Genomic DNA, 26,076 nt, shown 5'->3' with positions numbered 1-26,076 from the left:
CTCGTCAACAAGAACGAGCGGGCTCCCCGCGCGGCACGAAACGCGCGCGGAGGTATACATTCTCGCGGCCGTTCGCCACCGCGACAGACAGTTCTGCCTCGGCTCGCTGTGGACTGCGCCACGTTGCGCGTCCCCCGGTTTCGCTGTACCACATGTGGACCAAAACGGTCCACTATTCCGGACATTGACGAACGAACCGTCGAACAGCCGGGCGCGGTACAACAATCGGTCAGCCTACCTCGCACTCCCCCGCGGACGCTTCAGGGGGCGAGGTCGGAACGCACGGCGGAGAGCAGGAAGACGACGGAGCGTTCGCGCTCCGCCCAGGCGGAGGTGTCCAGCTCGACGGACTGGAGCAGGGCGCACTCGACGGTGTACCCGTTCTCCGCGAGGGCAGCACCCAGCGCCTCTGCCTCGTCCCGGTTCGAGGCATGGGTGACGATGCGTTCCGGCCGCCGGTCCGCGACCGCCGTGACCACGCGGACCCCGCCCCCGCCGATCCGAACGACATCGGGCTCGGGCAGGCGTTCGAGGACGTGCGGCGCCGTGCCCCTGACGACCTGGACGCTCACCTGGAAGGCACGGGCGGCGGCCGTCGTGCGCGCGCAGGCGTCGGGGTCGTTGTCCACGGCGAGCACGGCCGCGCCGAAGCGGGCCGCCTCCACGGCGAGGGCGCCGCCGCCGCATCCGATGTCCCAGACGAGGTCGCCGGTGCGGGGCCCGAGGCGGGCCAACTGGGCCGCGCGCAGTCCGGGCGACTCCCCCTCGCCGCCCTCCCCCGTGCCACCGTAGGCCGGGGCCGGCAGGGCCCAGCCCCGGACGTCCTCGGGGTTCGCGGGGCGGCGGCCGGCGATCCAGACGCCGGTGGCGGAGGTCTCGGGACCGCCGCCGACCACGATGACGACGTTGGGGTCGCGCCAGGTGTGGTCCGCCGTCTTGTCCGAGGTGAGGACGGTGACCCGCTCACGTACGGTGCCGAGCTCCTCGCAGATCACGAAGGTGCGGTGGACACCGTCGAGCAGCAGGGCGAGTTCGACGGGGCCCGCGCCGGGGGACGTCAGTACGGCCACCTTGTGGTGGGCGCGGATGACGTTGACCGCGCGGCGCAGGGTGCGGGGGTGCGCGACGACGATCTGCGCGTCGTCCCAGGGCATTCCGGCGCGGGCGAAGGCGGTGGCGACGGACGACACGGCGGGAACGACCTCGACCTCGAGTCCGTGTTCCGGCTTGCGCAGAGTGCGTACGACGCCGAAGAAGCCGGGGTCGCCGTCGGCCAGGACCACGGCGCTGCCACGGTGGCCGGCGATCCTGCGGGCGGCCAGGTCGACGCTGCCGAGGCGGATGCGTTCCGCGCGCTCGGGTACTTCGGGGAGCTCGAGGTGGTGGCCGGCACCGGCGACGAGCGTGGCGGCCGAGAGCGCCGCTGTCGCGGCTCCGGGCAGTGGGGAGCCGTCCCAGCCGATCACCGTGACCCGGTCGGCCATCGTCGTCAGTCTCCAGGGGGTGAGCAGGCGGGGCTCCGCGCGGGATGGGCGGAGCAAGGGTGAGCGTATCCGGTCCGTACCAACGGCCTGCCGGTGGCTCCCGATGCGCGGGAGCGGGTTCAGTTCCAGTCGTTGTAGGCGCCGTAGCCGCCCGCTTCGGCCAGCTGCTCGGCGACGCCCTCCAGGTCCTCGGGCAGGAGCCCCCACACGATGAGGTCGGTCCTGATGTCGGTCCATCCGCCGTCCTCGGTGGCGGTCCTGGCTATCCGGGCGTTGCGCAGGACGCCCTCGCTGATGCAGCCCAGTTTCTGGGCGACCTGCTGGGAGGCGGTGTTTCCGGCGGGGGTGCGCAGCTCGATCCGCTCGAAGCCCTGGTCACGGAAGAGCCACTCGGCGAGGGCCAGCACGGACTCGGTCGCGTATCCCTCGCCCCGCGCCCAGGGAGCGGTGATGTAGCGGACCTCGGTGGCCAGGGTACGCCGGTCGGTGTTGAGCAGCCGTACCGAACCGACGAGGCGCTGGGTGAGGAACTCGGTGACGGCGAAGACGATGCCGTTGCCCTGGGAGCGCTCGGCGGGCGCGATCCTGCGGACCCACCGTTCGGCGTCGACCTGGGTGTAGGGGTGCGGTGCGTCGGTCCAGGCGGTGACCAGCTCGTCGTTCATCATCTCGATGTAGGCGGGGACGTCCGCCATGTCGAAGGGGCGCAGCACCAACCTGTCCGTGCTGATGGAGATGGACGGGAAGGTGGTAGTCATGCGCAGCTCCATGCCGAAGACCGTGTAAAGCCACCAGCATGCAGCATCGGACGGTGGACGCGCATGACCGGGTCCGCACGGCGGAGCCCCGCACACCCGGATGCGGGTGAGCGGGGCTCGTGCGGCAAGTGGTGCCCGGGGGTCAGGACTTGGCGGGCTCACCGAAGGCCGGGATGATCGAGCCCTTGTAGGTGTCCTCGATGAACTTCTTGACCTCGTCGGAGTTCAGGAGCTTCGCCAGCTTCTGGACCCGGGGGTCGTCCTCGTTGCCGTCCTTGACGGCGAGGAAGTTGGCGTACGGGTTGCCGTCGGCCTTCTCCAGCACCAGGGAGTCCTGGCCGGGCTTCAGGTCGGCCTCGATGGCGTAGTTGCCGTTGATGACGGCGGCGTCCACGTCGTCCAGGGCGCGGGGCACGGTCGCGGCCTCGATCTCCTTGAACTCCAGGCCCTTCTTGTCCGTGATGTCGCTGAGCTTGGCGTTGGTGCCGACGCCGTCCTTGACGGTGATCAGCCCGTTCTCGGCGAGCAGCTGGAGCGCACGGCCCTCGTTGGTGGTGTCGTTCGGGACGGCGATCGTCTGGCCGGCCTTGATGTCCTTGACGTCCTTGATCTTCTTGGAGTAGAGACCGAGGGGCTCGAGGTGGACGTCGACCACCGGGACGATGTGGGTCTTGTTCTTCTTGTTGAAGTCGTCCAGGTAGGGCTTGTGCTGGAAGAAGTTGGCGTCGACCTGGCCGTTCTCGGTGGCGGTGTTCGGCAGGACGTAGTCCGTGAACTCCTTGACCTCGAGCTTGAGGCCGGCCTTGTCCGCCAGGTTCTTCTTGACGAAGTTCAGGATGTCGGCGTGCGGCGTCGGGGACGCGGCGACGACGAGCGCCTTGGAGGTGTCCGCCTTGGCGCCGGTCTCGCCCTTGGAGGCCGGGTCGGAGTCCGTACCGCAGGCGCTGAGCCCGAAGGCGAGGGCGGCGGTGGCTGCGGCGGCAGCGGTGATCTTGATGTTCTTACGCACGAAGAGTGCCTCTTTCCGGTGGTGAAGGTGGTGCGCCCGGACAAGGAGTTCGGGCTTCATGGGGAGGGAAGGTCAGGAGGTGGTGCGGCCCCGGCGGGCCAGCAGGCGCACGGCCCCGTCACCGATCAGCTGGACCACGGTCACGATGACGATGAGCAGCACGACGGTGATGAGCATGAACTGGTTGTCGAAGCGCTGGAATCCGTAGGTGACGGCCTTGGAGCCGAGCCCTTCACCGCCGACCGCGCCGGCCATGGCGGAGTAGCCGATGAGCACGATGACGGTGGTGGTGACACCGGAGACGAGCGAGGGCAGCGCCTGCGGCAGCAGGACCTTGCGGACGATCGTGGGGATGGAGCCGCCCATCGACTGGACTGCCTCGACGAGCCCGTGGTCGACCTCGCGCACCGCGGTCTCCACGAGCCGCGCGAAGAACGGGATGGCGCCGATGGCGAGCGGCACGATCATCGCGGACGGGCCGATGAAGGTGCCGACGACCCAGGTGGTGAAGGGGATCAGCGCGATCAGCAGGATGATGAAGGGCAGGGAGCGGCCGATGTTCACGATCACGCCGATGACCTTGTTCACCACGGTGTTCTGCAGCAGTCCGCCCTTGTCGGTGAGGACGAGCAGGATGCCGAGCGGAAGCCCGCCGACGACGGTGACGAGCGTGGACCAGAGCACCATGTAGAGGGTGTCGATGGTTCCCTGCGAGAGCAGTGGCTGCATTTCGGACCAGGTCACTTCGCCACCTCCTTGGTGATCGCGGCGGGGGTCTGGGAGGGGATCTCGGTGGCGGCGGGGGCGCCGTCCACGATCTCGGCCTGGAGACCCTGCTCGCGCAGGAAGCCGATCGGCACGACGTTCTCCTCGAAGCCGCCGGGGAGCTCGATGCGCATGCGGCCGATCTGCTTGCCGCCGACGGTGTCCATCGCGGCACCGAGGATCGAGATGTCGATGTTGTACGTGCGGGAGAGCTGCGAGATCACCGGCCGGGCGGCGGTCTCGCCGTGGAAGGTGACGTCGACGACGGTGGCCCCGGGGCCGGAGGCGGTGCCGCCGACCGGGAACAGCTCGTGGGCCAGCTCGGAGCCGGGGGTGGCCAGCAGGGCGCCGACGGTGCCCGATTCGACGACACGGCCCTTCTTCATCAGCGCGGCGGAGTCGCAGACGGTCTTGACGACGTCCATCTCGTGCGTGATGAGCAGGACGGTGAGGCCGAGCTCCTGGTTGAGGTCGCGCAGCAGCTGCAGGATGGAGCGGGTGGTCTCGGGGTCCAGCGCGGAGGTCGCCTCGTCGGAGAGGAGCACCTTCGGATCACCCGCGAGGGCGCGGGCGATGCCGACGCGCTGCTTCTGACCTCCGGACAGCTGGCCGGGGTAGGACTTCGCCTTGTCGGCGAGGCCGACGAGGTCGAGGAGTTCGAGCGCCTTGCGGGTGCGTGCCTGCCCGGAGATGCCGAGGATCTCCAGGGGGAGCTCGACGTTGTCGCGGACGGTGCGCGAGTCCAGCAGGTTGAAGTGCTGGAAGACCATGCCGATGCGGCTGCGCGCCCGGCGGAGTTCCTTCCCGGCGCGGCGGCCGCGTCCGGCGAGGGCCGTGAGGTCCTGGCCGTCGACCGTCACGGTTCCCGAGGTGGGGCGTTCGAGGAGGTTGACGCAGCGGATGAGGGAGGACTTGCCGGCGCCGCTCTGTCCGATGACGCCGTAGACCTCGCCCTCGCGGACGTGCAGGTCCACGCCGTCCAGGGCGGTGACCTCCCGGCCGCGTGACTGGTAGACCTTCGTGAGGCCCGAAGTGGTGATCACAGGGTTTCCGTCACTGTCGAGTGCGCGGCGCGGTGTCCGCCGGGCACGGGGCATTCGTCTGGTGAGACTGTTCTCAGAGGTCGACCGGTGGGAGTCCCGGCACGGCCCGGCTCCGGCGGGTACGCAGGGCGCGGGGCATGCCCGGGCCGGCTCGGTCCGCTGGGTGCGGATGGCACGGGCTCGGTCTCGCTTCGGGGCGCGAGGCTCAGGCGGGGGCCCTCAGAAGGCGCGCATTCGACACATACAACGAGCACCGGGCGTCAGGATCGCCTCGGTCGCAGGGCTGCGGTAGCTCGTCGTGGTCATGGCCCAAGTAAAACAGACGTAACGTTCCGACGACCCGAGGCGTCCGCATAGCGGACAGCGTGGGCTCGCGTACGCCCGGCACCGCGATCACCCTTCGCACCGCTTTGACCTGCGGAGACGTGCCAACGGCCGCTGCTCGCGCCGACTGCCTCACGATCATGCTGTGCACACGCTGTGGCAAAGGCCACGATTCCTGAGACACCCGCCCCCGCCCGCCGTGGCGTCCCGGGCCCGCACGCGGCCGCTCCGCCCGTCCGTAATATCCTCACTCCATGCTTGACGCCCTGACGGTCGCGGTCGCCGTGACCGCGCTCGCCCTCGCCGCCTGGTGCGGAATCGCCGCCTACCGGGACCAGCCCACCAAGGACTGGCACTTCATCGGCATGGCCGTCGTCTCCGTGCTGGCGCTGGCACAGCTGCTCGTGGGTATCGTGCAGCTGGCCCGGGGCGAGCGGCCCGATCAGGGCATGACGATCTTCATCGCCTATCTGATCGGCGCCTTCGCGGCCGTGCCCGCGGCAGGGTTCCTGTCGCTGTCGGAACGGACCCGCTGGGGTTCGGTGACGGTGGCTGCCGGTGCGGTCGTCCTCGCCGTCCTCGAAGTGCGGCTCTACGACATCTGGGGAAAGTGACCATGAGCGACACCGACCGCGCCGGGGCGCCCGCCCCGCAGCACGACACCCCGGAACAAAAGCAGCGGTTCGAGCTCGGCACGGGGCCCGGCCGGGTACTGGTCTGGTTCTACGGGGTGTTCACCGTGGCCGCCGCGTCCCGCTCGATCGTCGAGATGATCATGGACTTCGGCAGGGCGCCGCTCGCGTACGTCCTCTCGGCCGTCGCCGCCGTCGTGTACGGCTTCATCACGTACTCGCTGGTGCGGGGCGGGGAGAAGGCGCGGAAGGCGGCGCTGATGTGCTGCGCCGCCGAGCTCGCGGGCGTGCTGGTCATCGGCACCTGGACGCGGTTGGAGCCGTCCGCATTCCCCGACAGCACGGTCTGGTCGGAATTCGGCATGGGCTACCTGTTCATCCCGGTGATCCTGCCGGTCACCGGGATGATCTGGCTGCGCCGCGCGCGTAACGCCTGACGCTCGTGACGGCCGGCGCACGTGGTGACCGACCGGCGCACGTGACCGACCGGCGCACGTGACGCCTGGCTCCGGGCGTCGCCGGGGTGGTTCAGGCGCTGGTCACGTACGCCGGCGCGTCGGCGTCCTTCTCCAGCAGGACCAGCCGGACGCCGTCACCTCCGGTGGCGTTGCCCACCCGGGCGTAACCCGCCTTGCGGTAGAGCCGGAGACTGCCCTCGCTGCGCTCCCCCGTGTGCAGGCGGAAGCGGGTGGCCGAACGCCCGTCCGTGAGACCGGACTCGGCGGCACGCAGCAGACGGGTGCCCAGGCCGTGGTTGCGGAGCCGGGGGTGGACGCAGAGCTTGCCGATCCGGCCGGTGCCGTCCGCGTCGGTGAAGCCGCGTACGGAGCCGACGACTTCGTCGCCGAGCCGGGCCACGAACACCAGGTCCGTGCCGACTTCGTCCCGAACCGAGTCGAGGGACTGGACGAGCGGGTCGATCCGGTAGTTGCCGTAGAGCTCCGCCTCGCTCTGGAAGCAGAGGTACTGGAGTCGGAAAATCTGCTCGACGTCCTGTGCTGTCGCCGCCGAGATGGTCACGCTCATGCCCATGTGTGCATGCCTCCCGCTCACCTGCTCCGCCGGTTGTCTACCGCTCCATTCCCCGCAGTTCAGGAGCTACAACCTCCGTCGCGAGCATTCTGCGCAGACATCCAAGGCATCGGGAACGCATCGGACCCAAACTGCCCTGTGACATACCCAACTCCCCTGCGATCTCGCGGTACGTGGGATCGTGGGCGGCCAGCATCGCCCCGAGCAGACGCGGACACCTCCCGGGCAGCCGTCCCACCGCGGTGCGCAGCGCGCGGCGTTCGTCGGCCCCCACGGCGATCCGTTCGGGACAGTCCGCCCAGTCGCCCGGCTGTTCACCCGCGGTGAAGGCGCGCTCGCGCCGGACCCTGCGGCGGGCGACGCGCGCCTCGGCGCGGACCGCGGTGCGGACCCAGCGGACAGGGTCCTCGGGAAGCTCCGGGCCGGGCCGGCGCTCCAGCAGCCGCAGCCAGACCGCCTGTTCGAGGTCCGCGGCCTCGGTCCCGGCGGCCTGGGCCTCGGCTGCCGCTTCCGCCCGTACCAGGGCGTGCAGGGCGAGGACGGCCTCTCCCGCCCGGCCGTCCGCCTTCCCGGCCGGGGCCGGGGGGACATGATCAAGAAGAGTCATGTCCCGTCAACGCTCGCCGGGCGGGGCCGGTTGCCCCGTCCGGGGAGCTCCACCCGACCGGGGCATGCGGGCCGGACGGCTGACGCCTCCGGCCCGGCCGTGGGCCCCGCCCGGGCACCGGGTCCTTCCCGGGCACTCAGTCCTTGGCAAAGTCGGCGGCCGCGAGCAGGGCCGTGTCGGGGTTGTCGGAGAAGATCCCGTCGATACCCGCCTCGAAGTACACCCGCAGGGCCCCGAACACGTCGCCGTAGGCATTCGGGTCCGTGCCGCGCCGGAAGTCCGCGGGCAGGAAACTGTTCTCGTTGCGCATCGTGTACGGGTGCAGGACCAGGCCCCGCGCGTGGGCGTCCGCGACCAGGGCGGTGGGCGTGGTGAGCCGTCCCGAGCCGTCGCGGGGGATGACCAGGTCCAGGGTGGGGCCGATGCCCTGCGCGAACGACGCGATCCACTTCAGTCCGGCGGGCCGGACCAGATCGGCGACGGTGCGGGGTCGCCGGCCTCGACGAAGTCCCACGGGCGTTCCTTCGGGCCCGACAGCAGGACGACGCGCGGGGTGGCGACGAGTTTCGCCATCCGCTGCATCGAGCTCGGCTCGAAGGACTGGAGGATCAGCGCGGAGTTCGCCCGGTGGCGGCCGTGGCGGCGCAGCAGCTTGGCGAGCCGCTCCTCCAGGCCGAGGCCGAGACCCCTGAAGTACGAGGGGTGCTTCGTCTCGACGTAGAGCCAGACGGTCCTGCCGCGCCTGCGGCCCTCCTCGTCCGCCCAGCGCAGGACCTCTTCGAACGTCGGGATCTCCCAGCGCCCGTCGTACACCGTGTTCTCCTGGCGGTTGCCGGGGATCCGCTCCTTGGCGCGGAGCGTCTTGAGTTCCGCGAGGGTGAAGTCCTCGGTGAACCAGCCGGTGAGCGACACCCCGTCGACCCGCTTGGTGGCCTTGCGGCTCGCGAACTCGGGATGCTCGGCGACGTCCGTGGTGCCGGTGATGTCGTTCTCGTGCCGGCAGACGAGGTGCCCGTCCTTGGTCGGCACGAGGTCCTGCTCGACGATGTGCGCGCCCATGTCCAGCGCCAGCTGGTAGGAGCCGAGCGTGTGTTCGGGCCGGTAGCCGCTGGCGCCCCGGTGGCCGATGACGGTGGGCACCGGGAGGTCACGGTAGGAACCGTGCCCACCGCCACGCCCGGCAGGCGCGCCACGCCCGGCGGCGTTCGCCGCGCCGGATGTTCCGAGCACCGCCGTACCGAGGACGGCGGCCCCCAGCAGGGTCCGCCGACCGGGTGCAGTCTGCGCGCGCTCTGTCATGAATGCTCCTCGCGTGTGATGTCCGGCACCTTCGGGGGAGGCTTGATCGTAGGCAGCTACGCCATCGGTGGGGCGGCCCGTGGACGAACATGGCGGAAACTCATGTCAACACCGCGTATCCGCTCGGTGAACCCGATGTGCGGAGAGGTGGTACCCGCGAGTATCGTCCTCACCTGCACAGACCCTCGCGATTTCCCGCCCCGGCCGCCCGGCCACGACACCGGAGGATGCGTTGTCCCGACTCACGGTCATCAAGGCAGTGCTCGGACCGATCCTGCGCCTGCTCTTCCGGCCTCAGGTGGAAGGCGTGGAGAACATCCCGGGAACCGGTCCGGTGATCCTCGCGGGCAACCACCTGACGTTCATCGACTCCATGATCATGCCGATCTGCTGCGACCGGCCGGTGTTCTACATCGGCAAGGACGAGTACGTCACCGGCAAGGGCCTCAAGGGCCGGCTCATGGCGTGGTTCTTCACGGGCTGCGGGATGATCCCGGTCGACCGTGACGGCGGGCGCGGCGGCGTCGCGGCGCTGATGACGGGCCGTCGGGTGCTGGAGGAGGGGCAGGCCTTCGCCATCTACCCCGAGGGCACCCGCTCCCCCGACGGCCGTCTCTACCGGGGCCGTACGGGTATCGCCAGGCTGACCCTGATGACCGGTGCGCCGGTCGTCCCGTTCGCGATGATCGGCACGGACAAGCTGCAGCCCGGCGGTGCCGGTCTGCCGCGCCCGGGCAAGGTCACGGTCCGCTTCGGTGAGCCGATGGAGTTCTCGCGCTACGAGGGCATGGACCGCGACCGCTACGTCCTGCGGGCCGTCACGGACTCCGTGATGGCCGAGGTGATGCGGCTGTCCGGCCAGGAGTACGTCGACATGTACGCAACGAAGGCCAAGGCCGCCTGAGGCCGGACGGGTGCATCCGGCGACCCGGCGCGACCGCGCCGGGTCTCTCATTCGTCGGGGATGATCCCCTCCTCCAGCTTCTGGTCACGCAGCAGGTACCAGGCGGAGGCGGCGGTGGCGAGCAGGACGACGGCACCGACCGCCGCCGACACCCGCAGCCCGTTCACGAAGGCCTCCTGAGCCGCGACGACGAGTTCGCTCCCCTGGTGCGCGGGCAGGCGCGCCGCCGTCTCCACGGCACCGCCCAGGGATTCGTGGGCCGCCCTCGCCGCCGCGTCCGGGATGCCCCCGGGGGTTCCGAAGCCCTTGTAGACGCCCGTCACGATGGACCCGAGCAGTGCGATACCGAGGGCGGCGCCGAGCTCGTACGCCGTCTCGGACACCGCCGACGCGGAGCCCGCCTGCTCCTTCGGGACGCTGGAGAGGATGACGTCGGAGGTGACGGTGAAGGCGAAGCCCGCGCCGACGCCCACCACCAGGAGCAGCACCCCGATCAGGGGGTAACCGGTCTCCTTGTGGATCACCGTGACCACGGCGAGCGAGACGCCGATGGCTCCGAGCCCCAGGGCGACGACCGACCGCACCGAGTAACGGCGCGCCACCCTTCCCGCCAGGAGACCGGCGGTCACGGCGCCCACGGCCGCGGGCAGTTCGGCGAGCCCGGCTTCGAGGGGGCCCCTTCCCTGGACCAGTTGCAGGAACTGGGAGAGGAAGAAGACGATCCCGGAGAGGCCGAGGATGGTCAGCAGGTCGGCGAGGACCGCGCCGGAGAAGCCCCGGTGGTGGAAGAGCCGCATGTCCAGCAGTGGCGCGGGAAGCTTGAGCTGACGGCGCACGAACCAGGTGAGGGCCAGCACCCCACCGATGGCCGCCACGCCGTTCTCCCAGCTCACACCGTGTGCGGCGGCCTCCTTGACGGCGTACACGACGCCGATCATGCCGACCAGGGAGAGACCCACACTGGGCAGGTCCCAGGGGCCGGGTGCCGGGTTCTTCGACTCGGGGATCATCTTGATGCCGACGGCGACGAGGACCGCCATGACGGGCAGGTTGATCAGGAAGACCGAGCCCCACCAGAAGTGCTCCAGCAGGAGCCCGCCCACGACCGGCCCGACGGCCGCGCCCGCCGCGGCCATGGCGCCCCAGATGCCGACGGCGAGGCTGCGTTCGCGCGGGTCGTGGAAGAGGTTGCGGATCAGGGCGAGGGTGGACGGCATCAGCGTGGCCCCCGCGACACCGAGCAGGGCCCTGGCCACGATCATCATCTCGGGGCTCGACGCGTAGGCGTTGAGCACGGAGACCGCCCCGAAGGCGGTGGCACCGGTCAGCAGCAGCTTCTTGCGGCCGATGCGGTCGCCGAGGCTGCCCATGGAGACCAGGAGTCCCGCGATGACGAAGGAGTAGACGTCGCCGATCCAGAGCAGCTGGGTTCCGGTCGGTTCGAGGTCCTCGCTGAGGAACGGGGTGGCCAGGCCGAGGACGGTGGCGTCGACGGCGACCAGCAGCACCGCGAGGACGAGGACCGTGAGGGCGATCCACCGTCCCGGATGGTGCTCGTCGCCCGTGACGCCCGCCCTTGAGAAGGTGCTGCTCATTTCTCCACGCTCCGGCGTGCTCCGCCGAGGAGCAACTCGACGATCATGTAGGGGAAGTCCTGCGCGGCGACCCGGCCGGCCTGGACGGCCCAGGCGCAGCTCCCGATGAGGCCGTACAGCGCCTCGGTCAGCCAGGCCGGGGTGAGGTCGATCCGGAATTCACCCCGTTCCTGGCCGCGGAGGAAGAAGGCGGAGACGCGGGCGTCGAGGCGGTTCCAGCCGTCGTTGACGTCGTCGCCCTCGAAGAGCTGGTTCTCGGTGACGAGGAACGAGAGCAGTCCGGCCGCCGGCTGGACCGCCGTGATGAGTCGCCGCAGTGCGTCCTCGGCGCTCCCCTCGTCGAGTCCGGCGGCGTCCAGTGCGGCTTCGAATTCCTGGATGCCGAGGTCCTCCAGCGCTCCGACCAGTGCGTCCCGCCCGGCGAAGTGCCGGTGCAGGGTGGCACGGCCGATGCCCGCGGCCCTGGCCACCTCGTCCATGGTGGCCGTGGATTTGCGGGTCAGCAGTGCGGCGGCGCTCCGGAGCACCTGCTCGCGGTCAAGAGTCATGGGACAAAGTTATCTCATTTGAGACAGCAACGTCTCAGCGCCTTCCTTCGTCCGCGCACCGCACGGTCCCGCGTCCGAGGAGTGCACCATGGCGGCATGAAGCCGCTGCTGATGATCGACATCGACGGTCCGCTCAATCCGTACGCGGCGCTGGCCCGCAGCACGCCACCGGCGGGATACCGGATCCACCCGATGCGGCCGACGGGGTGGAAGGAGGGAACTCCGCTGCCCGTCCTGCTCAGCCCCGGCCACCGCGACGAGCTGCTGGCTCTCGCCGCCCGTTACGAGCTCGTCTGGGCGACCACCTGGAAGGACGAGGCCAACGAGTGGGTGGGCCCCCGGCTCGGCCTGCCGCCCCTGCCGTACATCGACTGGCCGGCGATGCACGGGGTGACGGCCGACGGGACGTACTGGAAGACGCGGTACGTCGTCGACTACGCGGACGGCAGGCCGTTCGCCTGGGTGGACGACGAGATCTCCGGCCCGGACACGGACTACGTCGCCGCGCATCACCCGGGCCGGGCCCTGCTCCGGCGGATCGATCCCTGGGTGGGGCTGCTGCGGGAGGACTTCGACGCCCTCGCCGACTGGGCCGCCTGGGCCGCCTGAACGGACGTCACCGGGGACCGGCGCGCGAGGGCGCGGTCCCGCCGGCCCGGGAGCCGCGAACGGCCCCGGCCGGCGCACGCCTGGGGACGCCGGGCCGGTCGCTCAGCTCCAGGGCAGCGAGGCGCGGTGCCGCCAGTACGCCTCCGGCTCCTCCACCAGGGCTGCCAGCCGGTCCAGCCGGTCCGGGTCCAGGTCGAGCAGCGGTGCGTGCAGGTTGGCCGCCAGCTGGGCGACGGTGGCCGCGCCGGACAGGACGACTCCGGCCCACGGCCGGCGGAGGACGAGCGCCAGGGCCACGGCGTCCGCGTCCAGGCCGGCCTCGGCGCCGATCTCGCGCACGACGGCGGGCGCCTCGGTCCCGGCGAGCCGGCCGTTGGCCATGGCCTCCTTGACGATCACCGTGACACCGGCGTCGTGCGCCTCGGCGAGTGCGGCCTCGGCGGAGGTCTCCAGGGCGTTGTACGTGGCCTGGACGGTACGGAAGAGGGGTTCGCCGTCCACGGTCACGGCGAGGGCGGCCCGGATGGCGTCGGCCTGGCCGGGGCCGCTCGCGGAGAAGCCGATCGTGGTGCCTGCGGCGGCCAGCTCGGCGAGGCGCGCGTGGAGGCCCTTGTCGCCGAGCACGGGGCTGTCGGCCGTCACCGAGTGGACCTGGTAGAGATCGAGCCGGTCGCCGAGCAGCGCGTCCGTCTCGGAGTACTGGCGCTCGAAGGTGGCGAGGGAGTGGTCCTTGACCTCGTGCTCCTCGGCGTCCACACGCCAGTCACCGGTGTAGGTGTAGCCCCACTTGCTGCCGATGACCACGTCCGTCACGTCGGGGCGGGCGGTCAGCCACTCGGCGAGGAACTCCTCGGCGCGGCCGTAGGAACGGGCGGCGTCGAAGTAGCGCACACCCTGGGCGTAGGCCGCGTCCAGGAGTTCGTGGGTGCGGGCGCGCAGCGCGTCCACTCCGCGGTCGCCCGGCAGGTCGCGGTCCCGGTGCGGGGTGATGTAGCCGGGCCTGCCGACGGCGGCCAGGCCGAGCCCGATGTGGGAGGTCGGGGTGGTCGCTCGGTTCAGGCGGGCGAAGGGCATCGCGGGCTCCTCTGGGTCGGTTCCGAACGCCTTCCCGTCAACGTAGCCCGCGATGCCTGCGAATCATCCGCGCGCTGTCGCCCAGGCGTGCTGCGTCACCAGGTCGGCCTTCACCTCGGCCAGCTGGACGGCGACGGCCGAGGGGGCCGTGCCGCCGCGTCCGTCACGGGAGGCGAGTGCGCCGGGGACGTTCAGGACGGTGCGCACCTCGGGGGTGAGGTGCTCGGAGATCTTCGCGAACTGGGCGTCCGTCAGCTCGTCGAGCTCGATGCCCTCCTGCTCGCACACCTTCACGCACTCACCGGCGACCTCGTGCGCCACCCGGAAGGGGACGCCCTGCTTGACGAGCCACTCGGCGATGTCCGTGGCGAGCGAGAACCCGGCCGGTGCCAGTTCCTCCATGCGCTCCCGGTTGACCGTGAGCGTGGCCATCATCCCGGTGAAGGCCGGCAGCAGGACCTCGAGCTGGTCGCAGGAGTCGAAGACCGGCTCCTTGTCCTCCTGGAGGTCGCGGTTGTACGCGAGCGGGAGGGCCTTCAGGGTCGCCATCAGGCCGGTCAGGTTGCCGATGAGGCGGCCTGACTTGCCCCGGGCCAGCTCGGCGATGTCCGGGTTCTTCTTCTGCGGCATGATCGAGGAGCCGGTGGAGAAGGCGTCGTGGAGCGTGACGAAGGAGAACTCCTTCGTGTTCCAGATGATGATCTCCTCGGCGATCCGGGAGAGGTTGACGCCGATCATCGCGGTGATGAAGGCGAACTCGGCGACGAAGTCACGGGACGCGGTCCCGTCGATGGAGTTGGCGACGGAGCCGCGCTCGAAGCCGAGGTCCGCGGCGACCGCCTCAGGGTCGAGCCCGAGGGAGGAACCGGCCAGCGCCCCTGAACCGTACGGGGACACGCTGGTCCGCTCGTCCCACTGCCGCAGCCGCTCGGCGTCCCGGGAGAGGGACTGCACGTGCGCCAGGACGTGGTGGGCGAAGAGGACGGGCTGGGCGTGCTGGAGGTGCGTGCGGCCGGGCATGGCGACGCCGGGGTGCGCCTCGGCGAGTCCCACCAGCGCGTCCTGGAGCTCGGCCACCAGTCCGCCGATGATCCGGGCGTGGTCACGCAGGTACATGCGGAAGAGCGTGGCGACCTGGTCGTTGCGGGACCGGCCGGCGCGCAGCTTTCCGCCGAGGTCCGGGCCGAGGCGTTCCAGGAGTCCGCGCTCCAGGGCGGTGTGGACGTCCTCGTCCGCGATGGTGCCGGTGAACGAGCCGTCGGCGACGGCCGCTTCGAGCGAGTCCAGGCCCTCGGTCATCCGGGTCAGCTCGTCGTCGGTGAGCAGCCCCGCCTTGGTGAGCACGCGCGCGTGGGCACGGGAGCCCGCGATGTCGTAGGGGGCGAGACGCCAGTCGAAGTGGACGGACGCGGACAGCTTGGCCAGCGCCTCGGCCGGACCGTCGGCGAAACGGCCGCCCCAGAGGCGTACGTCGCTGTTGCCGGTGCCGTTGCTCACTGCGTGCTCCTCAGGAGTGCAAGGGATGTACGTCCGCCTCACGGCGTCATGGCATAACTATGCAAGGGTCTGCATGTTTTGTCAAAGCTGCGGCTCGGGGCGGCGTGCACCGGCAGGCCCGGGAAGCGGCCCGGCGGCTGCCTGACGCGCGGGGCCCGCACGCGGACGAGTCCTGTCCGAACTGTGGAAACCCGCCCCCCGGCCGCCCGCCCCGTCGAGAATCCCCCCATGGGAAGAACACATGAACGCATCGAGGGACGGCTGAGGACCTTCATCGAGGAGCAGCCGGTCTTCTTCACGGCGACCGCGCCCCTGGACGGCGACGGAACCGTCAACCTCTCGCCCAAGGGGGTGAGCGGGTCGTTCGCCGTCGTCGACGAACGGACCGTGGCCTATCTCGACTTCGCCGGAAGCAACGCCGAGACCATCGCCCACCTCCGGGAGAACGGGCGCATCACACTGATGTGGTGCGCCTTCCAGGGCCCGCCGAACATCGTGCGGGTGCACGGCCGCGGGGAGCCCGTCTTCCGTGACGACCCGCGCTTCCCCGCGCTGCTCGGCCATTTCCCCGGGGTCGACCCGACTCCGCACGGGCTGCGCGCGATCGTGGTGGTGACGGCCGGACTGATCCGTGACACCTGCGGTTACGCGGTGCCCCTCATGTCGTACGACGAGGACCGCTCCCTGCACTCCGACCGTTTCCGGCGCGAGGACGACGTGAGCCTGAGCCGGTACTTCGAGAAGAAGTCGGACATCGCCACCAGCATCGACGGACTGCCGGGGCTCCCCCTGCCGCTGCCCGCGTCGCCCGCGCCCGCCGCGGGGTGAGCCACTGGGCCGTACGGAGCAGGCGCGGTGGGGCCGTGTCGCCGCGCCCCGTACGGTCCGGAGCATGCGCAGATTCCTGGTGGCCACGTCGGCCCTCCTGGCCCTGGCCGGTTCGCTCGCGGCGCGGCCCGCGGGAGGGACGGCGCCCCTTCCGGAACGGCTGGCCGACACGGGCGGCGGTTCGCAGCTGATCACCGCGGAGGCCCCGCGGACGGACTCCACCACGGGCACGGTCACCTGGTGGGACCGGCGCGGGGGTGGCTGGGTGGCGGCGGGTTCGGCGCCCGCACACTTCGGGGCGAAGGGCCTGACCGACGGCGCCACCCGCGCCCAGGGCACGAACACCACGCCCACCGGTCTCTACGACCTGCCGTACGCCTTCGGCGTCGAGGCCGCCGCGCCGGGGACCCGCTACCCCTACCGGCGGGCCGTCGAAACCTCCTGGTGGTGCCAGGACAACGCATCCCGGGCGTACAACCGCTGGGTGGACCCGCGGCCCGCCGACTGCCGCCCCGACGAGGCCGAACACCTCGTCGGCTACTCCACCCAGTACGCCCGCGCGCTCGTCATCGGCTTCAACTACCACCGGCCCGTGCGGGGCAGGGGCGCCGGGATCTTCCTGCACGTCGACGGCAAGGGTGCGACCGCCGGGTGTGTGTCCGTGCCGGCGGCCGCCATGGACCGGATCCTGGCCTGGGCCGACCCGGCCCGCCGTCCGCACATCGCGGTCGGGACGGCGTCCGGCCCGACCGCCGTCACCCGTTACTGACCTCCGCGGTCGTTCTGCGCCAGCCGCAGCAGGTGGTCCGCGAGCGCCTGGCCGCCGTTCGGGTCACGACTGATCAGCATCAGTGTGTCGTCCCCCGCGATCGTGCCGAGGATCGCCCGGAGTTCGGCCTGGTCGATGGCCGAGGCGAGGAACTGGGCGGCGCCCGGCGGCGTACGCAGCACCACGAGGTTGGCCGAGGCCTCCGCCGAGATGAGCAGCTCGGCGGAGAGCCTGCGCATCCGCTCCTCCTTGGCCGAGCCCCCGAGCGGCGCCTGCGGGGTGCGGAAACCGCCCTCGCTCGGCACCGCGTAGATCAGCTCACCGCCGGTGTTGCGGATCTTCACCGCGCCGAGCTCGTCCAGGTCGCGGCTGAGCGTCGCCTGGGTGACGCTCAGCCCGTCGTCGGACAGCAGCCTGGCCAGCTGGCTCTGCGAGCGCACCGGCTGGCGGTTCAGGATGTCCACGATCCTGCGGTGGCGTGCCGTGCGTGTCTGTGGCACCGACGGCCCGCCGTGCTCGGTTTCCTGCGCCTCGGTCATCGTCGTCGCCTCATTCTCCGGATCGTCACTCGCCGGATCGTCCGTCCCCGTAAGCCGTGTCGAGAGCTCCCGGCAGAATCCGCAGGAACGCGTCCACCTCGGCGTCACCGATGATCAGCGGCGGCATGAGCCGTACGACGTCGGGGGCGGGTGCGTTCACCAGGAGACCGGCTCCCTGGGCCGCCTGCTGCACCTTCTGTGCGAGGGGCCCGGTGAGCACGATACCCAGGAGCAGTCCCGAGCCGCGGACGTGGGAGACCAGTGGGTGCCCGAGGCTCTCGACACCGTCCCGGATCCGCTCGCCGAGCCGCTTCACGGTGTCCAGGGTGCCGTCGGCCGCGAGGGTGTCCAGCACGGCGAGACCGGCGGCGCAGGCGACGGGGTTGCCGCCGAACGTCGTGCCGTGCTGACCGGGCTTCAGCAGGTCGGCCGCGGGGCCGAACGCGACGGTGGCGCCGATCGGCAGTCCGCCGCCGAGCCCCTTGGCGAGGCTGACCACGTCGGGCTCGACGCCCTGGTGGGCCTGGTGCTCGAACCAGTGGCCGCAGCGCCCGATCCCGGTCTGCACCTCGTCCAGGACGAGCAGCGTGCCGGTGGCCCGGGTGATCTCCCTGGCCGCCTCCAGATAGCCCTTGGGCGGGACGACGACGCCGTTCTCGCCCTGCATCGGCTCGATGACCAGCAGCGCGGTATCGGTCGTCACGGCGGCCCGGAGTGCCTCGACGTCTCCGTACGGCACGTGCGTGACGTCGCCGGGCAGCGGCAGGAACGGGGTGCGCTTGGCGGGCTGGCCGGTCAGCGCGAGGCTGCCCATGGTCCGGCCGTGGAAGCCGCCGTCGGTGGCGACCATGTGGGTACGCCCGGTCAGCCGGCCGATCTTGAAGGCCGCCTCGTTGGCCTCGGCGCCGGAGTTGGAGAAGAAGACCCTGCCCGTGCGCCCGAACAGCTGCAGCAGCCGCTCGGCGAGCGCGATGGGGGGCTCGGCGGTGTAGAGGTTGGAGACGTGGCCGAGGGTGGCGATCTGCTTGGAGACGGCCTCGACCACCGCGGGATGGGCGTGGCCGAGCGCGTTGACCGCGATCCCGCCGACGAAGTCGAGGTACTCGGTGCCCTCGGCGTCCCAGACCCGGGGGCCCTCCCCACGCACCAGCGGCAGTTGCGGGGTGCCGTAGTTGTCCATCAGCGCACCCTGCCAGCGCTGCGCGAACTCCTGGTTGCTCATGACTCCCCCTCAGCGCCGAACCGTGCGGCGGCTGTCGCGTCGGGCACGACCATCGTGCCGATTCCCTCGTCGGTGAAGATCTCCAGCAGGATCGAGTGCTGGACCCTGCCGTCGATGACACGGGCGGTCTCGACACCGTTGCGTACGGCGTGGAGGCAGCCCTGCATCTTGGGCACCATGCCGCTGGAGAGGTCGGGCAGCAGCTTCTCCAGCTGGGTGGCGGTGAGACGGCTGATGACGTCGTCGCTGTTCGGCCAGTCCTCGTACAGGCCCTCGACGTCGGTCAGGACCATCAGCGTCTCGGCGTTCAGGGCGGCGGCGAGCGCCGCGGCCGCGGTGTCGGCGTTGACGTTGTAGACGTGGTTGTCCTCCGCCGAGCGGGCGATGGAGGAGATGACCGGGATCCGGCCGTCGTCCAGCAGCGCCTGGATCGCCCCGGTGTCTATGGCGGTGATCTCGCCGACCCGGCCGATGTCGACGGCCTCGCCGTCGATCACGGGCCGGTGCTGGACGGCGGTGATGGTGTGCGCGTCCTCGCCGGTCATGCCGACGGCGAGCGGGCCGTGCTGGTTGAGCAGACCGACGAGCTCACGCTGGACCTGTCCGGCCAGGACCATGCGGACGACGTCCATGGCCTCGGGGGTCGTGACGCGCAGACCGGCCTTGAATTCGCTGACCAGGCCCTGCTTGTCGAGCTGGGCGCTGATCTGCGGGCCGCCGCCGTGCACCACGACGGGCTTCAGCCCGGCGTGCCGCAAGAAGACGACGTCCTGGGCGAAGGCCGCCTTCAGCTCCTCGTCGATCATGGCGTTGCCGCCGAACTTGATGACGACGGTCTTGCCGTTGTGCCGGGTGAGCCAGGGCAGTGCCTCGATGAGGATCTGTGCCTTCGGCAGCGCGGTGTGCTTCCTCGCGGCGCTCATGAGCTGTACGCGCTGTTCTCGTGGACGTACTCGGCGGTCAGGTCGTTGGCCCAGATGACGGCGGACTCCGTGCCCGCCGCGAGGTCCGCGGTGATCCTGACCTCCCGGTAGCGCATGTCGACCAGTTCACGGTCCTCGCCGACGCTGCCGTGCTTGCACACCCAGACGTCGTTGATGGCGACGTTCAGCCGGTCGGGCTCGAAGGCCGCCTCCGTGGTGCCGATCGCCGAGAGGACCCGGCCCCAGTTGGGGTCCTCGCCGTGGATGGCGCACTTGAGGAGGTTGTTGCGGGCGATGCTCCGGCCGACCTCGACGGCGTCGTCCTCGGTCGCCGCGTTGATCACCTCGATCCGGATGTCCTTGGACGCTCCCTCGGCGTCGCCGATCAGCTGACGGGCGAGGTCGGCGCAGACGCTCTGCACGGCCTGGTCGAACTCGGCCTGCTCCGGGGTGATTCCGCTCGCCCCGGAGGCCAGCAGCAGCACCGTGTCGTTGGTCGACATGCAGCCGTCGGAGTCGACCCGGTCGAAGGTGGTGCGGGTCGCGGCACGCAGGGCGGCATCGAGCACGGGTGCTTCGGCATCGGCGTCGGTGGTGAGGACCACCAGCATGGTGGCGAGGCCGGGGGCGAGCATGCCCGCGCCCTTGGCCATGCCGCCGACGGTCCAGCCCCCGTGGGTGACCACGCTCGTCTTGTGGACGGTGTCGGTGGTCTTGATCGCGATGGCGGCCTTCTCACCGCCGTGCGGCGTCAGTTGGGCGACCGCCTTGTCGATACCCGGGAGAAGCCTGTCCATGGGCAGCAGCAGGCCGATCAGCCCGGTGGAGGCGACGGCGACCGTGCCGGCACCGTGCCCGCCCGTCTCGTCGTATCCGGCGCTGTTCAGGGACGCGGCGGTCCTCTCGGCGGCGGCGTGGGTGTCCTGGAACCCCTGGGGCCCCGTACAGGCGTTGGCCCCGCCGGAGTTGAGGACGACGGCGGTCACTTCACCGCCCTTGAGGACCTGTTCCGACCAGAGGACGGGAGCGGCCTTGACGCGGTTGGAGGTGAAGACGCCCGCGGCGGCGCATCGCGGGCCCTGGTTGACCACGACGGCCAGATCCGGGCTACCGCTCTCCTTGATTCCGGCGGCGATGCCCGCCGCCGAGAACCCCTGTGCTGCCGTGACGCTCACGGTGCGACTCCGATCGTGGAAAGACCTGTGCCCTCGGGGAGCCCGAGGGCGATGTTCATGCTCTGCAGGGCGCCGCCCGCAGTGCCCTTGGCGAGGTTGTCGATGGCGCTGATCACGATGATCCGGCCGGCCGCCTCGTCGTGGGCGACCTGGATCTGCACGGCGTTGGAGCCGTACACCGCCGCGGTGGAGGGCCACTGCCCCTCGGGCAGCAGGTCGACGAACGGCTCGTCGGCGAAGGCCTTCCCGTACGCCGCACGGAGCGACTCGGCGCTCACCCCGGGCTTCGCCTTGGCGCTGCACGTGGCGAGGATGCCGCGGGGCATGGGCGCGAGGGTCGGGGTGAAGGACACGGACACGGGCTCACCGGCCGCGGCGCCGAGGTTCTGGATCATCTCGGGGGTGTGCCGGTGGACGCCGCCGACGCCGTAGGGCGTCATGTTGCCCATGACCTCGGAGCCGAGCAGGTGCGGCTTGGCCGCCTTGCCCGCGCCCGAGGTCCCGGACGCCGCGACGACGACGGCCTCGGGTTCGGCGAGGCCGGCCGCGTAGGCCGGGAAGAGCGCGAGGGAGACGGCCGTCGGGTAGCAGCCGGGTACCGCGATGCGCTTGGTCCCCTCCAGCGCGGCGCGGGCGCCGGGCAGTTCGGGCAGGCCGTAGGGCCAGGTGCCGGCGTGCGGCGATCCGTAGAACTTCTCCCAGTCCGCCGGGTCCGCGAGCCGGAAGTCGGCGCCCATGTCGACGACGAGCACCTCGTCGCCGAGCTGCTCCGCCACTGCCGCGGACTGCCCGTGCGGCAGGGCCAGGAAGACGACGTCGTGGCCACCGAGCACCTCCGCCGTGGTCGGCTGGAGGACACGGTCCGCGAGCGGACGCAGATGCGGCTGCAGCCCACCGAGCCGCTCGCCGGCGTTCGAGTGGGCGGTGAGGGCCCCGATCTCGACCTGTGGGTGGGTGAGGAGCAGGCGGAGCAGCTCCCCGCCGGCGTACCCGCTCGCCCCTGCCACTGCCGCACGTACCACCATCGGACATTCCTCCTCATCGATGGCATGACTATACGCAGCTATGCAGTTTTATGCAAAGATCGGTGACCGGAATCGGCTGGAACATGCGCCCGCGAGGTCGGCACACAGAGAGCGCCAGGTGGCCTGTCCACGCAGGTTGGGTGCGGTGACGGTGATCAACCGTCTGGGGATCTCGAACGAGTGAGGGCCTTCCGGGTTCGGTGTGGATTGCGACGTCTACACCAGCCCGAGAGGCCCTCACGCCCAACCGTAATGCACCTCTGACCGAGAGCGGACGCGCACCTGCTGGGCCTGGTGCCCTCCACCGTGCCCCGTGCCCTGGTCCGCCTCGGCCTGGCCCGGCTCAGTCATCTCGACGGGGCCACCGACCGGGTCATACGCCGCTACGAACGGGGCTGCGGGACCGACTGCGGAATATGGCTCACGTGCCGATGCCGGCATTCACGTGGCAGGCGAGACAGGGGCATCGTCCGGGCGTGAGATGACGGCGTCAACCAGCTGGAAGTATTGGCTGGCGACAGCCTCCTGCCGGCCTGCGCGGACGGGCGCCGGACGCGGCGACGCAGCGTCGCCGCGGAGGTCAGCGAGGAGATCTTCGCGGTCAAGGCAGAGTGCGGCCCCCGCCCGCCTGAGCCCGGCCGCCAGGCACCGGTTGACGCACCAGTACAGGCGTGAGCGGGCCCCTACGTTTGACACCCAGAAGAACGGAGACGGTCCAGGATACGACCGGTCCAGGGTACGTCGACCACAGAGCCAGGCGGACGCGGTACTCTTACGGATTGTCGTCTATCCTGACGGTTCTGACGATGTGCTCCCGCACGTCATTCCTGGTGCGTTCAGCGAGACCGGAGTCGGTTGAGTACGCACTCACCGTCATCCACAGATTTCCCGATTGCGGGACGCTGACCACCGTGGCGATAACGTTACCGTTCCCGCCCATCACTTGGTAGTCGCCGTCGCTGGCATTGTCCCAGACCTCAAGGCCGGAATTCCTCATCGCGTCCGCAGCGAACGTAAGGCTGTCCGTGAGACGCGCCTCCTTGGTGAACGTGCCCCAGTGCGCATACATGTGAGTCTCCCTTCGGGAGGTGAGGGGGATGTGGTCGCGGCTTCAGTACCGGGTAACCGGGAGCCACGGGCCCGTCGCACCATTTCTGTATGGGCCGAGCGGGCCGCTGCCCAGGAGCGCGTGCGGTACGGAGAATCGCAGGTGCCTCCGCAGGCCGGGAACTTCGCCGAACAGCTGCGGTTCGACCTGACCTCTTTGTATTTGAGATCAAGGCCGGACGGGCAGAATTTTCCTCGATTCTAGCTCGACCCGCCCGCGATGACACCTTCTCCGGCCATTGACGAAGCCTCAACCATCACTACGCCGCCGGGTGTGGACCGTCATACCTTGCAGGGGCGATGCATTATTACTTCTGACGTGGCGCGGGGCCTCAACTCCAGTTCTCCTGCGGGAGTTCGGCGAGTTGCGTCGGGTTGGCCTGTTTGGGCGGGAGGCTGGTGATCGTGTAGACGGTCTTCGTCTCGACCGCGCCGGTCTTGCGGTTGGTGGTGCGTGGACATTTGAGTAATCTGAAAACAGGCTGCGCTTGCGGAAGTTCGGCGTTCCTTCACCTTCCGCATCACCCACCTAGTTTCTGCGTCAACTTCTCGGCGAGGCCGACCGTTTGCCTCCTGCCGGACGCGCGGGAGAGAAGCGCTGACGCGCCTCCCAGAAAGCGGGCATCACATGGTTTCGCACACATTCCCCGAACAGGTTGAGATCGACGTCCGGGACGAACTTCTGGAACCCGAGAACGAAGCTGGCGAAGAGCAGCGGATCGTCGATTACACTACGTTCTTCTTCCCGGCTCACGGCGTCTTCGCGAGGCGGCTCATATGCGGCCCCAATCTCAAGTCGTACAGCCGGGCGTTCGTGTCGCTCTGCGAAGTTGATGGGAACAACGTTCCGTTCCGAGGGCTGGCAACGATGAGCGTCGCCAACGTCGTTCCGCATGACGACGGAATCCTGGAAATAGTGGGCTCGATCCAGTGGAACTCCGACGTCAAGGTGCGGGCCAGCGTGCTCTGGCAGTAACCGATTCCTGAGCACGGAACTTTCCGGAGCGAACAGTGCCCGACGAGAACGATACAAGTGAAGAGCGGACACAGGAAAGCCGCCTGCTGGACCGATTTCCCGGGCTGCGTGAGTCCGTCGCGTCGCTGCCGGAGTTCACCACCTGGAACGACAGCTTCCCCCTCGTCGATGTGGACGCGGAATCGTTCCGGGTGGCCCGGGGTGACCAGCTCATGGATCGTGACCAGATGATGGTCGAGTGGATCAGGCTGTTTCGACCGCAACTGCTCGAAAGAGGAACGGAAAATGAGAGATAGCTCCGATGTAAAGCGCCCTGAGATCGTCATCGACGGCCAGGTTTTTTACCGGGTGGAGGGTGACCTGCTGCTCGACGCCGACGAACTCGATGTCTACACCGAGACGCAGAGGGCACTGCGGGCACAGCGCGAGGCCGCCCGGCTGCTGGCACAGACAGGGGTCGGCACCATCGGTACGGGCATCAGCCCGCTCGGGCAGCCAAGCAGCGGCCTGCTCGGCATCGTGCAGGACGGCAAGATCCTCCGCTGGGAGCCGGGCACCATCCTGAAGTACTGCGTCCTGCGCAAGACCTTCCCAGAGAGGGCGTGGTACGAGTCGGTCGTCGAGAACATGCGGCGCGCCACCGACGACTGGTCGGCGACCTGCGGCGTGCAGTTCGAGCACGTCGAGGCCGCCGACGACAGCGAGTCACTGCGGCCGCCCGAAGTCCTCTTTCCGGTACGGCACCTCGACTCCGGGGGCCAGTTCATCGCCGCGGCCTTCTTCCCGAACGACCCGGAGAACCGCAGGCGCGTCTTCATCGACCCGTCGTACCAGACCACCAGTTTCGACCGCGTGGGCGTACTGCGGCATGAGTTGGGCCATGCTATCGGCTTCCGGCACGAACACATCCGCTCGGGCGCGCCCGCCGTCTGCCCCGACGAATCCACCGAGGGAACGGTGGACCTCACGCAATACGACCCGCAATCGGTCATGCACTACTTCTGCGGTGGTGTGGGATCGCGGGAACTCGTCATCTCCGAACTCGACCGGGTGGGCGCCCGGAAGGTCTACGGGCCTCCGCTGTCCAGTTTCAACCTCCTCGCCGCCTGACGGAGTTGACCGCGGCGCCGCGTGGCGGCCGGTCAGCAAGCAGCCGACGGTCACACCGGGTGGGTGCGGCGGGCCACGGCGACCGTCTCGGGCGACAGGTCGATACCGGACGCGTTCAGTCCCAAGCGGTGCGGCGCCGCCGTGATCTGGCCGGGTCCGCAACCCACATCGACGACAGGACCGTTTCCGCCCGCCTGCGTCAGCTCGGCGAAGACGGCCGGCAGGGCACGGTCGAGTGGCTCGGCGTCCAGGTCGGAGTCCACCTTTTCGGCGTACTCCACGGCCATGACGTCATAGGCGGCTCGGGTCGCGGCGAGGAAGTGTTCATCCGGCTTGGGCAAGAACATCAGGCGGCGCGGTGTCACCCTCGCACCCTAATCGGGTATCGCACCGACCGGCTGCCCGCACGGCGTGCTCGGCCACGCGGAACATGAGCTCGTCCAAGATCAAATCCGACGCGCGCCGAGGCGAGGACGGCGGAACTCCGGTTACATGGCCTGGGGACCACCGGAGTGCGGCGCGGGCACTCGGAGAAGGGCTGGAAGGTCATGGGTGAGATCGTGGACGAGATCAGCCGTGTGCACCGGGAGGTCGGCACGCGCCGCGTTGCCTCGGACCTGGCGGGCACGGTGCTGTTGCGGCGCACCTTCGGCGCCGATGCCGCCGAGGTCTGGAGTGCGGTGACCTCCCCGGAGCGGATCGCGCGGTGGTTCCTCCCGGTGACCGGCGAGTTCCGGGCCGGCGGGAGCTACCAGCTCGAGGGGAACGCCGGCGGCGAGATCCTGGAGTGCGTGCCCGGGGAGCGCCTCCGTGTGTCCTGGCTGTTCGGGCCCGACCCGGGCTTCAGCGAGGTGGAGGTGCGCCTCACGCCGGAAGGCGGCGGGACGGTGTTCGAGCTGGAGCACGTGTCCGTGGTTCCGGAGGAGTTCCGGAGCCAGTACGGGCCGGGCGCGGTCGGGATCGGCTGGGACCTGGCTCTTCTCGGGCTCGGGTGGCATCTGACGGGCGGCGGGCTCAGCCCGGAGGACGCCGTGGAGTGGCAGGCGTCACCCGAGGCGAAGGCCTTCGTCGCGCGTTCGGGCGAAGAGTGGGGCCGCGCGTTCGCCGCCTCCGGGGCGGACCCGGAGACCGTGACCGCCACGACCGTGGCGACGATCGCGTTCTACACGGGCGAGTAGCGCGGGCCGTCGGCCTCGCGGCGTGCCGCCGGGCGCTCCTCGTA

Annotated in this window: 28 protein-coding genes and 1 pseudogene; 10 read left to right on the top strand and 19 right to left on the bottom strand. The window is 70.2% G+C overall.

Annotated features, from left to right (window positions below; genetic code table 11):
• Positions 1–260 precede the first annotated feature (260 nt).
• The 5 genes from cbiE to LWJ43_RS27685 all read right to left on the bottom strand — a co-directional run bounded on the left by cbiE (position 261) and on the right by LWJ43_RS27685 (position 5,059).
• Positions 261–1,484: a precorrin-6y C5,15-methyltransferase (decarboxylating) subunit CbiE gene (cbiE, locus tag LWJ43_RS27705; protein ID WP_277336012.1), complete on the bottom strand. Its 1,224-nt coding sequence runs from the start codon at positions 1,482–1,484 to the stop codon at positions 261–263.
• Positions 1,485–1,603: 119 nt separating this feature from the next.
• Positions 1,604–2,242 carry a GNAT family N-acetyltransferase gene (locus LWJ43_RS27700; RefSeq protein ID WP_277334912.1) on the bottom strand — a complete coding sequence of 213 codons (639 nt, stop codon included), beginning with the start codon at positions 2,240–2,242 and terminating at the stop codon, positions 1,604–1,606.
• A 142-nt stretch (positions 2,243–2,384) separates the two neighbouring features.
• Positions 2,385–3,251, bottom strand: coding sequence for a MetQ/NlpA family ABC transporter substrate-binding protein (locus tag LWJ43_RS27695; RefSeq protein WP_277334911.1), 867 nt, complete (start codon positions 3,249–3,251; stop codon positions 2,385–2,387).
• A 72-nt stretch (positions 3,252–3,323) separates the two neighbouring features.
• Positions 3,324–3,995, bottom strand: a complete 672-nt coding sequence (locus tag LWJ43_RS27690) for a methionine ABC transporter permease (RefSeq protein ID WP_205021883.1) — start codon at positions 3,993–3,995, stop codon at positions 3,324–3,326.
• The gene (locus LWJ43_RS27685; RefSeq protein WP_277334910.1) at positions 3,992–5,059 is read right to left on the bottom strand and encodes a methionine ABC transporter ATP-binding protein; all 1,068 of its coding nucleotides are present in this window, start codon (positions 5,057–5,059) and stop codon (positions 3,992–3,994) included. The genes LWJ43_RS27690 and LWJ43_RS27685 overlap by 4 nt, the downstream gene beginning before the upstream one ends.
• A 578-nt stretch (positions 5,060–5,637) precedes the next feature.
• Between LWJ43_RS27685 and LWJ43_RS27680 the strand changes: the two genes are divergently transcribed.
• Both LWJ43_RS27680 and LWJ43_RS27675 read left to right on the top strand, forming a co-directional pair.
• On the top strand, positions 5,638–5,997 hold the full coding sequence (locus tag LWJ43_RS27680) for a hypothetical protein (protein ID WP_277334909.1): 360 nt from the start codon (positions 5,638–5,640) through the stop codon (positions 5,995–5,997).
• 2 nt (positions 5,998–5,999) lie between these two features.
• Positions 6,000–6,452, top strand: a complete 453-nt coding sequence (locus tag LWJ43_RS27675) for a hypothetical protein (RefSeq protein ID WP_277334908.1) — start codon at positions 6,000–6,002, stop codon at positions 6,450–6,452.
• A 91-nt stretch (positions 6,453–6,543) separates the two neighbouring features.
• Here LWJ43_RS27675 and LWJ43_RS27670 read toward each other — a convergent pair whose 3' ends face one another.
• From LWJ43_RS27670 to LWJ43_RS27660, 3 genes and pseudogenes are all read right to left on the bottom strand, one after another.
• Positions 6,544–7,047, bottom strand: coding sequence for a GNAT family N-acetyltransferase (locus tag LWJ43_RS27670; protein ID WP_277334907.1), 504 nt, complete (start codon positions 7,045–7,047; stop codon positions 6,544–6,546).
• A gap of 37 nt (positions 7,048–7,084) precedes the next feature.
• Positions 7,085–7,654, bottom strand: a complete 570-nt coding sequence (locus LWJ43_RS27665; protein WP_277334906.1) for a sigma-70 family RNA polymerase sigma factor — start codon at positions 7,652–7,654, stop codon at positions 7,085–7,087.
• Between the two features lie 136 nt (positions 7,655–7,790).
• A pseudogene (locus LWJ43_RS27660) lies at positions 7,791–8,953 on the bottom strand (glycerophosphodiester phosphodiesterase).
• 232 nt (positions 8,954–9,185) lie between these two features.
• Here LWJ43_RS27660 and LWJ43_RS27655 point away from each other — a divergent pair.
• Complete coding sequence (locus LWJ43_RS27655; protein ID WP_277334905.1) at positions 9,186–9,857, top strand: lysophospholipid acyltransferase family protein; 672 nt, start codon at positions 9,186–9,188, stop codon at positions 9,855–9,857.
• A 47-nt stretch (positions 9,858–9,904) separates the two neighbouring features.
• Here the strand turns inward: LWJ43_RS27655 and LWJ43_RS27650 are convergent, their stop codons facing one another.
• Positions 9,905–11,452, bottom strand: coding sequence for an MFS transporter (locus LWJ43_RS27650; RefSeq protein ID WP_277334904.1), 1,548 nt, complete (start codon positions 11,450–11,452; stop codon positions 9,905–9,907).
• The gene (locus tag LWJ43_RS27645) at positions 11,449–12,000 is read right to left on the bottom strand and encodes a TetR/AcrR family transcriptional regulator (protein WP_277334903.1); all 552 of its coding nucleotides are present in this window, start codon (positions 11,998–12,000) and stop codon (positions 11,449–11,451) included. Before LWJ43_RS27645 ends, LWJ43_RS27650 begins: the two co-directional genes overlap by 4 nt.
• A gap of 96 nt (positions 12,001–12,096) precedes the next feature.
• Here LWJ43_RS27645 and LWJ43_RS27640 point away from each other — a divergent pair, with 96 nt between their 5' ends.
• Positions 12,097–12,609 carry an HAD domain-containing protein gene (locus LWJ43_RS27640; protein ID WP_277334902.1) on the top strand — a complete coding sequence of 171 codons (513 nt, stop codon included), beginning with the start codon at positions 12,097–12,099 and terminating at the stop codon, positions 12,607–12,609.
• A gap of 102 nt (positions 12,610–12,711) precedes the next feature.
• Here LWJ43_RS27640 and LWJ43_RS27635 read toward each other — a convergent pair whose 3' ends face one another.
• Together LWJ43_RS27635 and argH are read right to left on the bottom strand one after the other, a co-directional pair.
• Positions 12,712–13,683: an aldo/keto reductase gene (locus tag LWJ43_RS27635; protein WP_277334901.1), complete on the bottom strand. Its 972-nt coding sequence runs from the start codon at positions 13,681–13,683 to the stop codon at positions 12,712–12,714.
• A 63-nt stretch (positions 13,684–13,746) separates the two neighbouring features.
• A complete protein-coding gene (gene argH, locus LWJ43_RS27630; RefSeq protein ID WP_277334900.1) occupies positions 13,747–15,180 on the bottom strand; it encodes an argininosuccinate lyase in 1,434 nt (477 codons plus the stop codon).
• A gap of 228 nt (positions 15,181–15,408) precedes the next feature.
• Here argH and LWJ43_RS27625 point away from each other — a divergent pair, with 228 nt between their 5' ends.
• Both LWJ43_RS27625 and LWJ43_RS27620 read left to right on the top strand, forming a co-directional pair.
• Entirely contained in the window at positions 15,409–16,008 is a 600-nt protein-coding gene (locus tag LWJ43_RS27625; RefSeq protein ID WP_277334899.1) for a pyridoxamine 5'-phosphate oxidase family protein, read from the top strand.
• 64 nt (positions 16,009–16,072) lie between these two features.
• On the top strand, positions 16,073–16,777 hold the full coding sequence (locus LWJ43_RS27620; protein WP_277334898.1) for a L,D-transpeptidase family protein: 705 nt from the start codon (positions 16,073–16,075) through the stop codon (positions 16,775–16,777).
• Here the strand turns inward: LWJ43_RS27620 and LWJ43_RS27615 are convergent.
• From LWJ43_RS27615 to LWJ43_RS27585, 6 genes are all read right to left on the bottom strand, one after another.
• On the bottom strand, positions 16,771–17,316 hold the full coding sequence (locus tag LWJ43_RS27615) for an arginine repressor (RefSeq protein ID WP_277334897.1): 546 nt from the start codon (positions 17,314–17,316) through the stop codon (positions 16,771–16,773). The two genes, LWJ43_RS27620 and LWJ43_RS27615, sit on opposite strands and share 7 nt — an antisense overlap.
• Positions 17,317–17,341: 25 nt before the next feature.
• Positions 17,342–18,538 (bottom strand): acetylornithine transaminase, encoded by a 1,197-nt coding sequence (locus LWJ43_RS27610; protein ID WP_277334896.1) that lies wholly within the window; start codon positions 18,536–18,538, stop codon positions 17,342–17,344.
• A complete protein-coding gene (gene argB, locus LWJ43_RS27605) occupies positions 18,535–19,461 on the bottom strand; it encodes an acetylglutamate kinase (RefSeq protein WP_277334895.1) in 927 nt (308 codons plus the stop codon). Before argB ends, LWJ43_RS27610 begins: the two co-directional genes overlap by 4 nt.
• Positions 19,458–20,636 (bottom strand): bifunctional glutamate N-acetyltransferase/amino-acid acetyltransferase ArgJ, encoded by a 1,179-nt coding sequence (argJ, locus tag LWJ43_RS27600; protein WP_277334894.1) that lies wholly within the window; start codon positions 20,634–20,636, stop codon positions 19,458–19,460. Before argJ ends, argB begins: the two co-directional genes overlap by 4 nt.
• Positions 20,633–21,661, bottom strand: a complete 1,029-nt coding sequence (gene argC / locus LWJ43_RS27595) for an N-acetyl-gamma-glutamyl-phosphate reductase (protein WP_277334893.1) — start codon at positions 21,659–21,661, stop codon at positions 20,633–20,635. Before argC ends, argJ begins: the two co-directional genes overlap by 4 nt.
• Positions 21,662–22,433: 772 nt before the next feature.
• Positions 22,434–22,730, bottom strand: a complete 297-nt coding sequence (locus LWJ43_RS27585; protein WP_277334892.1) for a hypothetical protein — start codon at positions 22,728–22,730, stop codon at positions 22,434–22,436.
• A gap of 666 nt (positions 22,731–23,396) precedes the next feature.
• Between LWJ43_RS27585 and LWJ43_RS27580 the strand changes: the two genes are divergently transcribed.
• Genes LWJ43_RS27580 through LWJ43_RS27570 form a run of 3 tightly spaced genes read left to right on the top strand, consistent with a single transcriptional unit; the run spans position 23,397 to position 24,854 of the window.
• On the top strand, positions 23,397–23,744 hold the full coding sequence (locus LWJ43_RS27580) for a hypothetical protein (protein ID WP_277334891.1): 348 nt from the start codon (positions 23,397–23,399) through the stop codon (positions 23,742–23,744).
• Between the two features lie 35 nt (positions 23,745–23,779).
• Entirely contained in the window at positions 23,780–24,040 is a 261-nt protein-coding gene (locus LWJ43_RS27575; RefSeq protein WP_277334890.1) for a hypothetical protein, read from the top strand.
• Positions 24,030–24,854, top strand: coding sequence for a M57 family metalloprotease (locus tag LWJ43_RS27570; protein ID WP_277334889.1), 825 nt, complete (start codon positions 24,030–24,032; stop codon positions 24,852–24,854). Before LWJ43_RS27575 ends, LWJ43_RS27570 begins: the two co-directional genes overlap by 11 nt.
• Before the next feature lie 50 nt (positions 24,855–24,904).
• Here LWJ43_RS27570 and LWJ43_RS27565 read toward each other — a convergent pair whose 3' ends face one another.
• Positions 24,905–25,219 (bottom strand): class I SAM-dependent methyltransferase, encoded by a 315-nt coding sequence (locus LWJ43_RS27565; protein ID WP_277334888.1) that lies wholly within the window; start codon positions 25,217–25,219, stop codon positions 24,905–24,907.
• 183 nt (positions 25,220–25,402) lie between these two features.
• On the opposite strand from LWJ43_RS27565, the gene LWJ43_RS27560 reads away from it, so the two are divergent.
• Positions 25,403–26,032, top strand: coding sequence for an SRPBCC family protein (locus LWJ43_RS27560; RefSeq protein WP_277334887.1), 630 nt, complete (start codon positions 25,403–25,405; stop codon positions 26,030–26,032).
• Positions 26,033–26,076 lie beyond the last annotated feature (44 nt).

Source organism: Streptomyces sp. JH34, assembly GCF_029428875.1.
Classification (GTDB): domain Bacteria; phylum Actinomycetota; class Actinomycetes; order Streptomycetales; family Streptomycetaceae; genus Streptomyces.
This window is presented reverse-complemented; position numbering and strand designations above follow the sequence as displayed.

Excerpts from the sequence above, each read along its gene's own strand:
- LWJ43_RS27610 (WP_277334896.1), bottom strand. The coding sequence starts at position 18,538 with ATGAGCAACCAGGAGTTCGCGCAGCGCTGGCAGGGTGCGCTGATGGAC.
- argB (WP_277334895.1), bottom strand. The coding sequence starts at position 19,461 with ATGAGCGCCGCGAGGAAGCACACCGCGCTGCCGAAGGCACAGATCCTC.
- LWJ43_RS27670 (WP_277334907.1), bottom strand. The coding sequence starts at position 7,047 with ATGGGCATGAGCGTGACCATCTCGGCGGCGACAGCACAGGACGTCGAG.
- LWJ43_RS27635 (WP_277334901.1), bottom strand. The coding sequence starts at position 13,683 with ATGCCCTTCGCCCGCCTGAACCGAGCGACCACCCCGACCTCCCACATC.
- LWJ43_RS27620 (WP_277334898.1), top strand. The coding sequence starts at position 16,073 with ATGCGCAGATTCCTGGTGGCCACGTCGGCCCTCCTGGCCCTGGCCGGT.
- LWJ43_RS27580 (WP_277334891.1), top strand. The coding sequence starts at position 23,397 with ATGGTTTCGCACACATTCCCCGAACAGGTTGAGATCGACGTCCGGGAC.
- LWJ43_RS27675 (WP_277334908.1), top strand. The coding sequence starts at position 6,000 with ATGAGCGACACCGACCGCGCCGGGGCGCCCGCCCCGCAGCACGACACC.
- cbiE (WP_277336012.1), bottom strand. The coding sequence starts at position 1,484 with ATGGCCGACCGGGTCACGGTGATCGGCTGGGACGGCTCCCCACTGCCC.
- LWJ43_RS27645 (WP_277334903.1), bottom strand. The coding sequence starts at position 12,000 with ATGACTCTTGACCGCGAGCAGGTGCTCCGGAGCGCCGCCGCACTGCTG.
- LWJ43_RS27625 (WP_277334899.1), top strand. The coding sequence starts at position 15,409 with ATGGGAAGAACACATGAACGCATCGAGGGACGGCTGAGGACCTTCATC.
- LWJ43_RS27585 (WP_277334892.1), bottom strand. The coding sequence starts at position 22,730 with ATGTATGCGCACTGGGGCACGTTCACCAAGGAGGCGCGTCTCACGGAC.
- argC (WP_277334893.1), bottom strand. The coding sequence starts at position 21,661 with ATGGTGGTACGTGCGGCAGTGGCAGGGGCGAGCGGGTACGCCGGCGGG.
- LWJ43_RS27650 (WP_277334904.1), bottom strand. The coding sequence starts at position 11,452 with ATGAGCAGCACCTTCTCAAGGGCGGGCGTCACGGGCGACGAGCACCAT.
- LWJ43_RS27700 (WP_277334912.1), bottom strand. The coding sequence starts at position 2,242 with ATGACTACCACCTTCCCGTCCATCTCCATCAGCACGGACAGGTTGGTG.
- LWJ43_RS27680 (WP_277334909.1), top strand. The coding sequence starts at position 5,638 with ATGCTTGACGCCCTGACGGTCGCGGTCGCCGTGACCGCGCTCGCCCTC.
- LWJ43_RS27615 (WP_277334897.1), bottom strand. The coding sequence starts at position 17,316 with ATGACCGAGGCGCAGGAAACCGAGCACGGCGGGCCGTCGGTGCCACAG.
- LWJ43_RS27665 (WP_277334906.1), bottom strand. The coding sequence starts at position 7,654 with ATGACTCTTCTTGATCATGTCCCCCCGGCCCCGGCCGGGAAGGCGGAC.
- LWJ43_RS27570 (WP_277334889.1), top strand. The coding sequence starts at position 24,030 with ATGAGAGATAGCTCCGATGTAAAGCGCCCTGAGATCGTCATCGACGGC.
- LWJ43_RS27560 (WP_277334887.1), top strand. The coding sequence starts at position 25,403 with ATGGGTGAGATCGTGGACGAGATCAGCCGTGTGCACCGGGAGGTCGGC.
- LWJ43_RS27640 (WP_277334902.1), top strand. The coding sequence starts at position 12,097 with ATGAAGCCGCTGCTGATGATCGACATCGACGGTCCGCTCAATCCGTAC.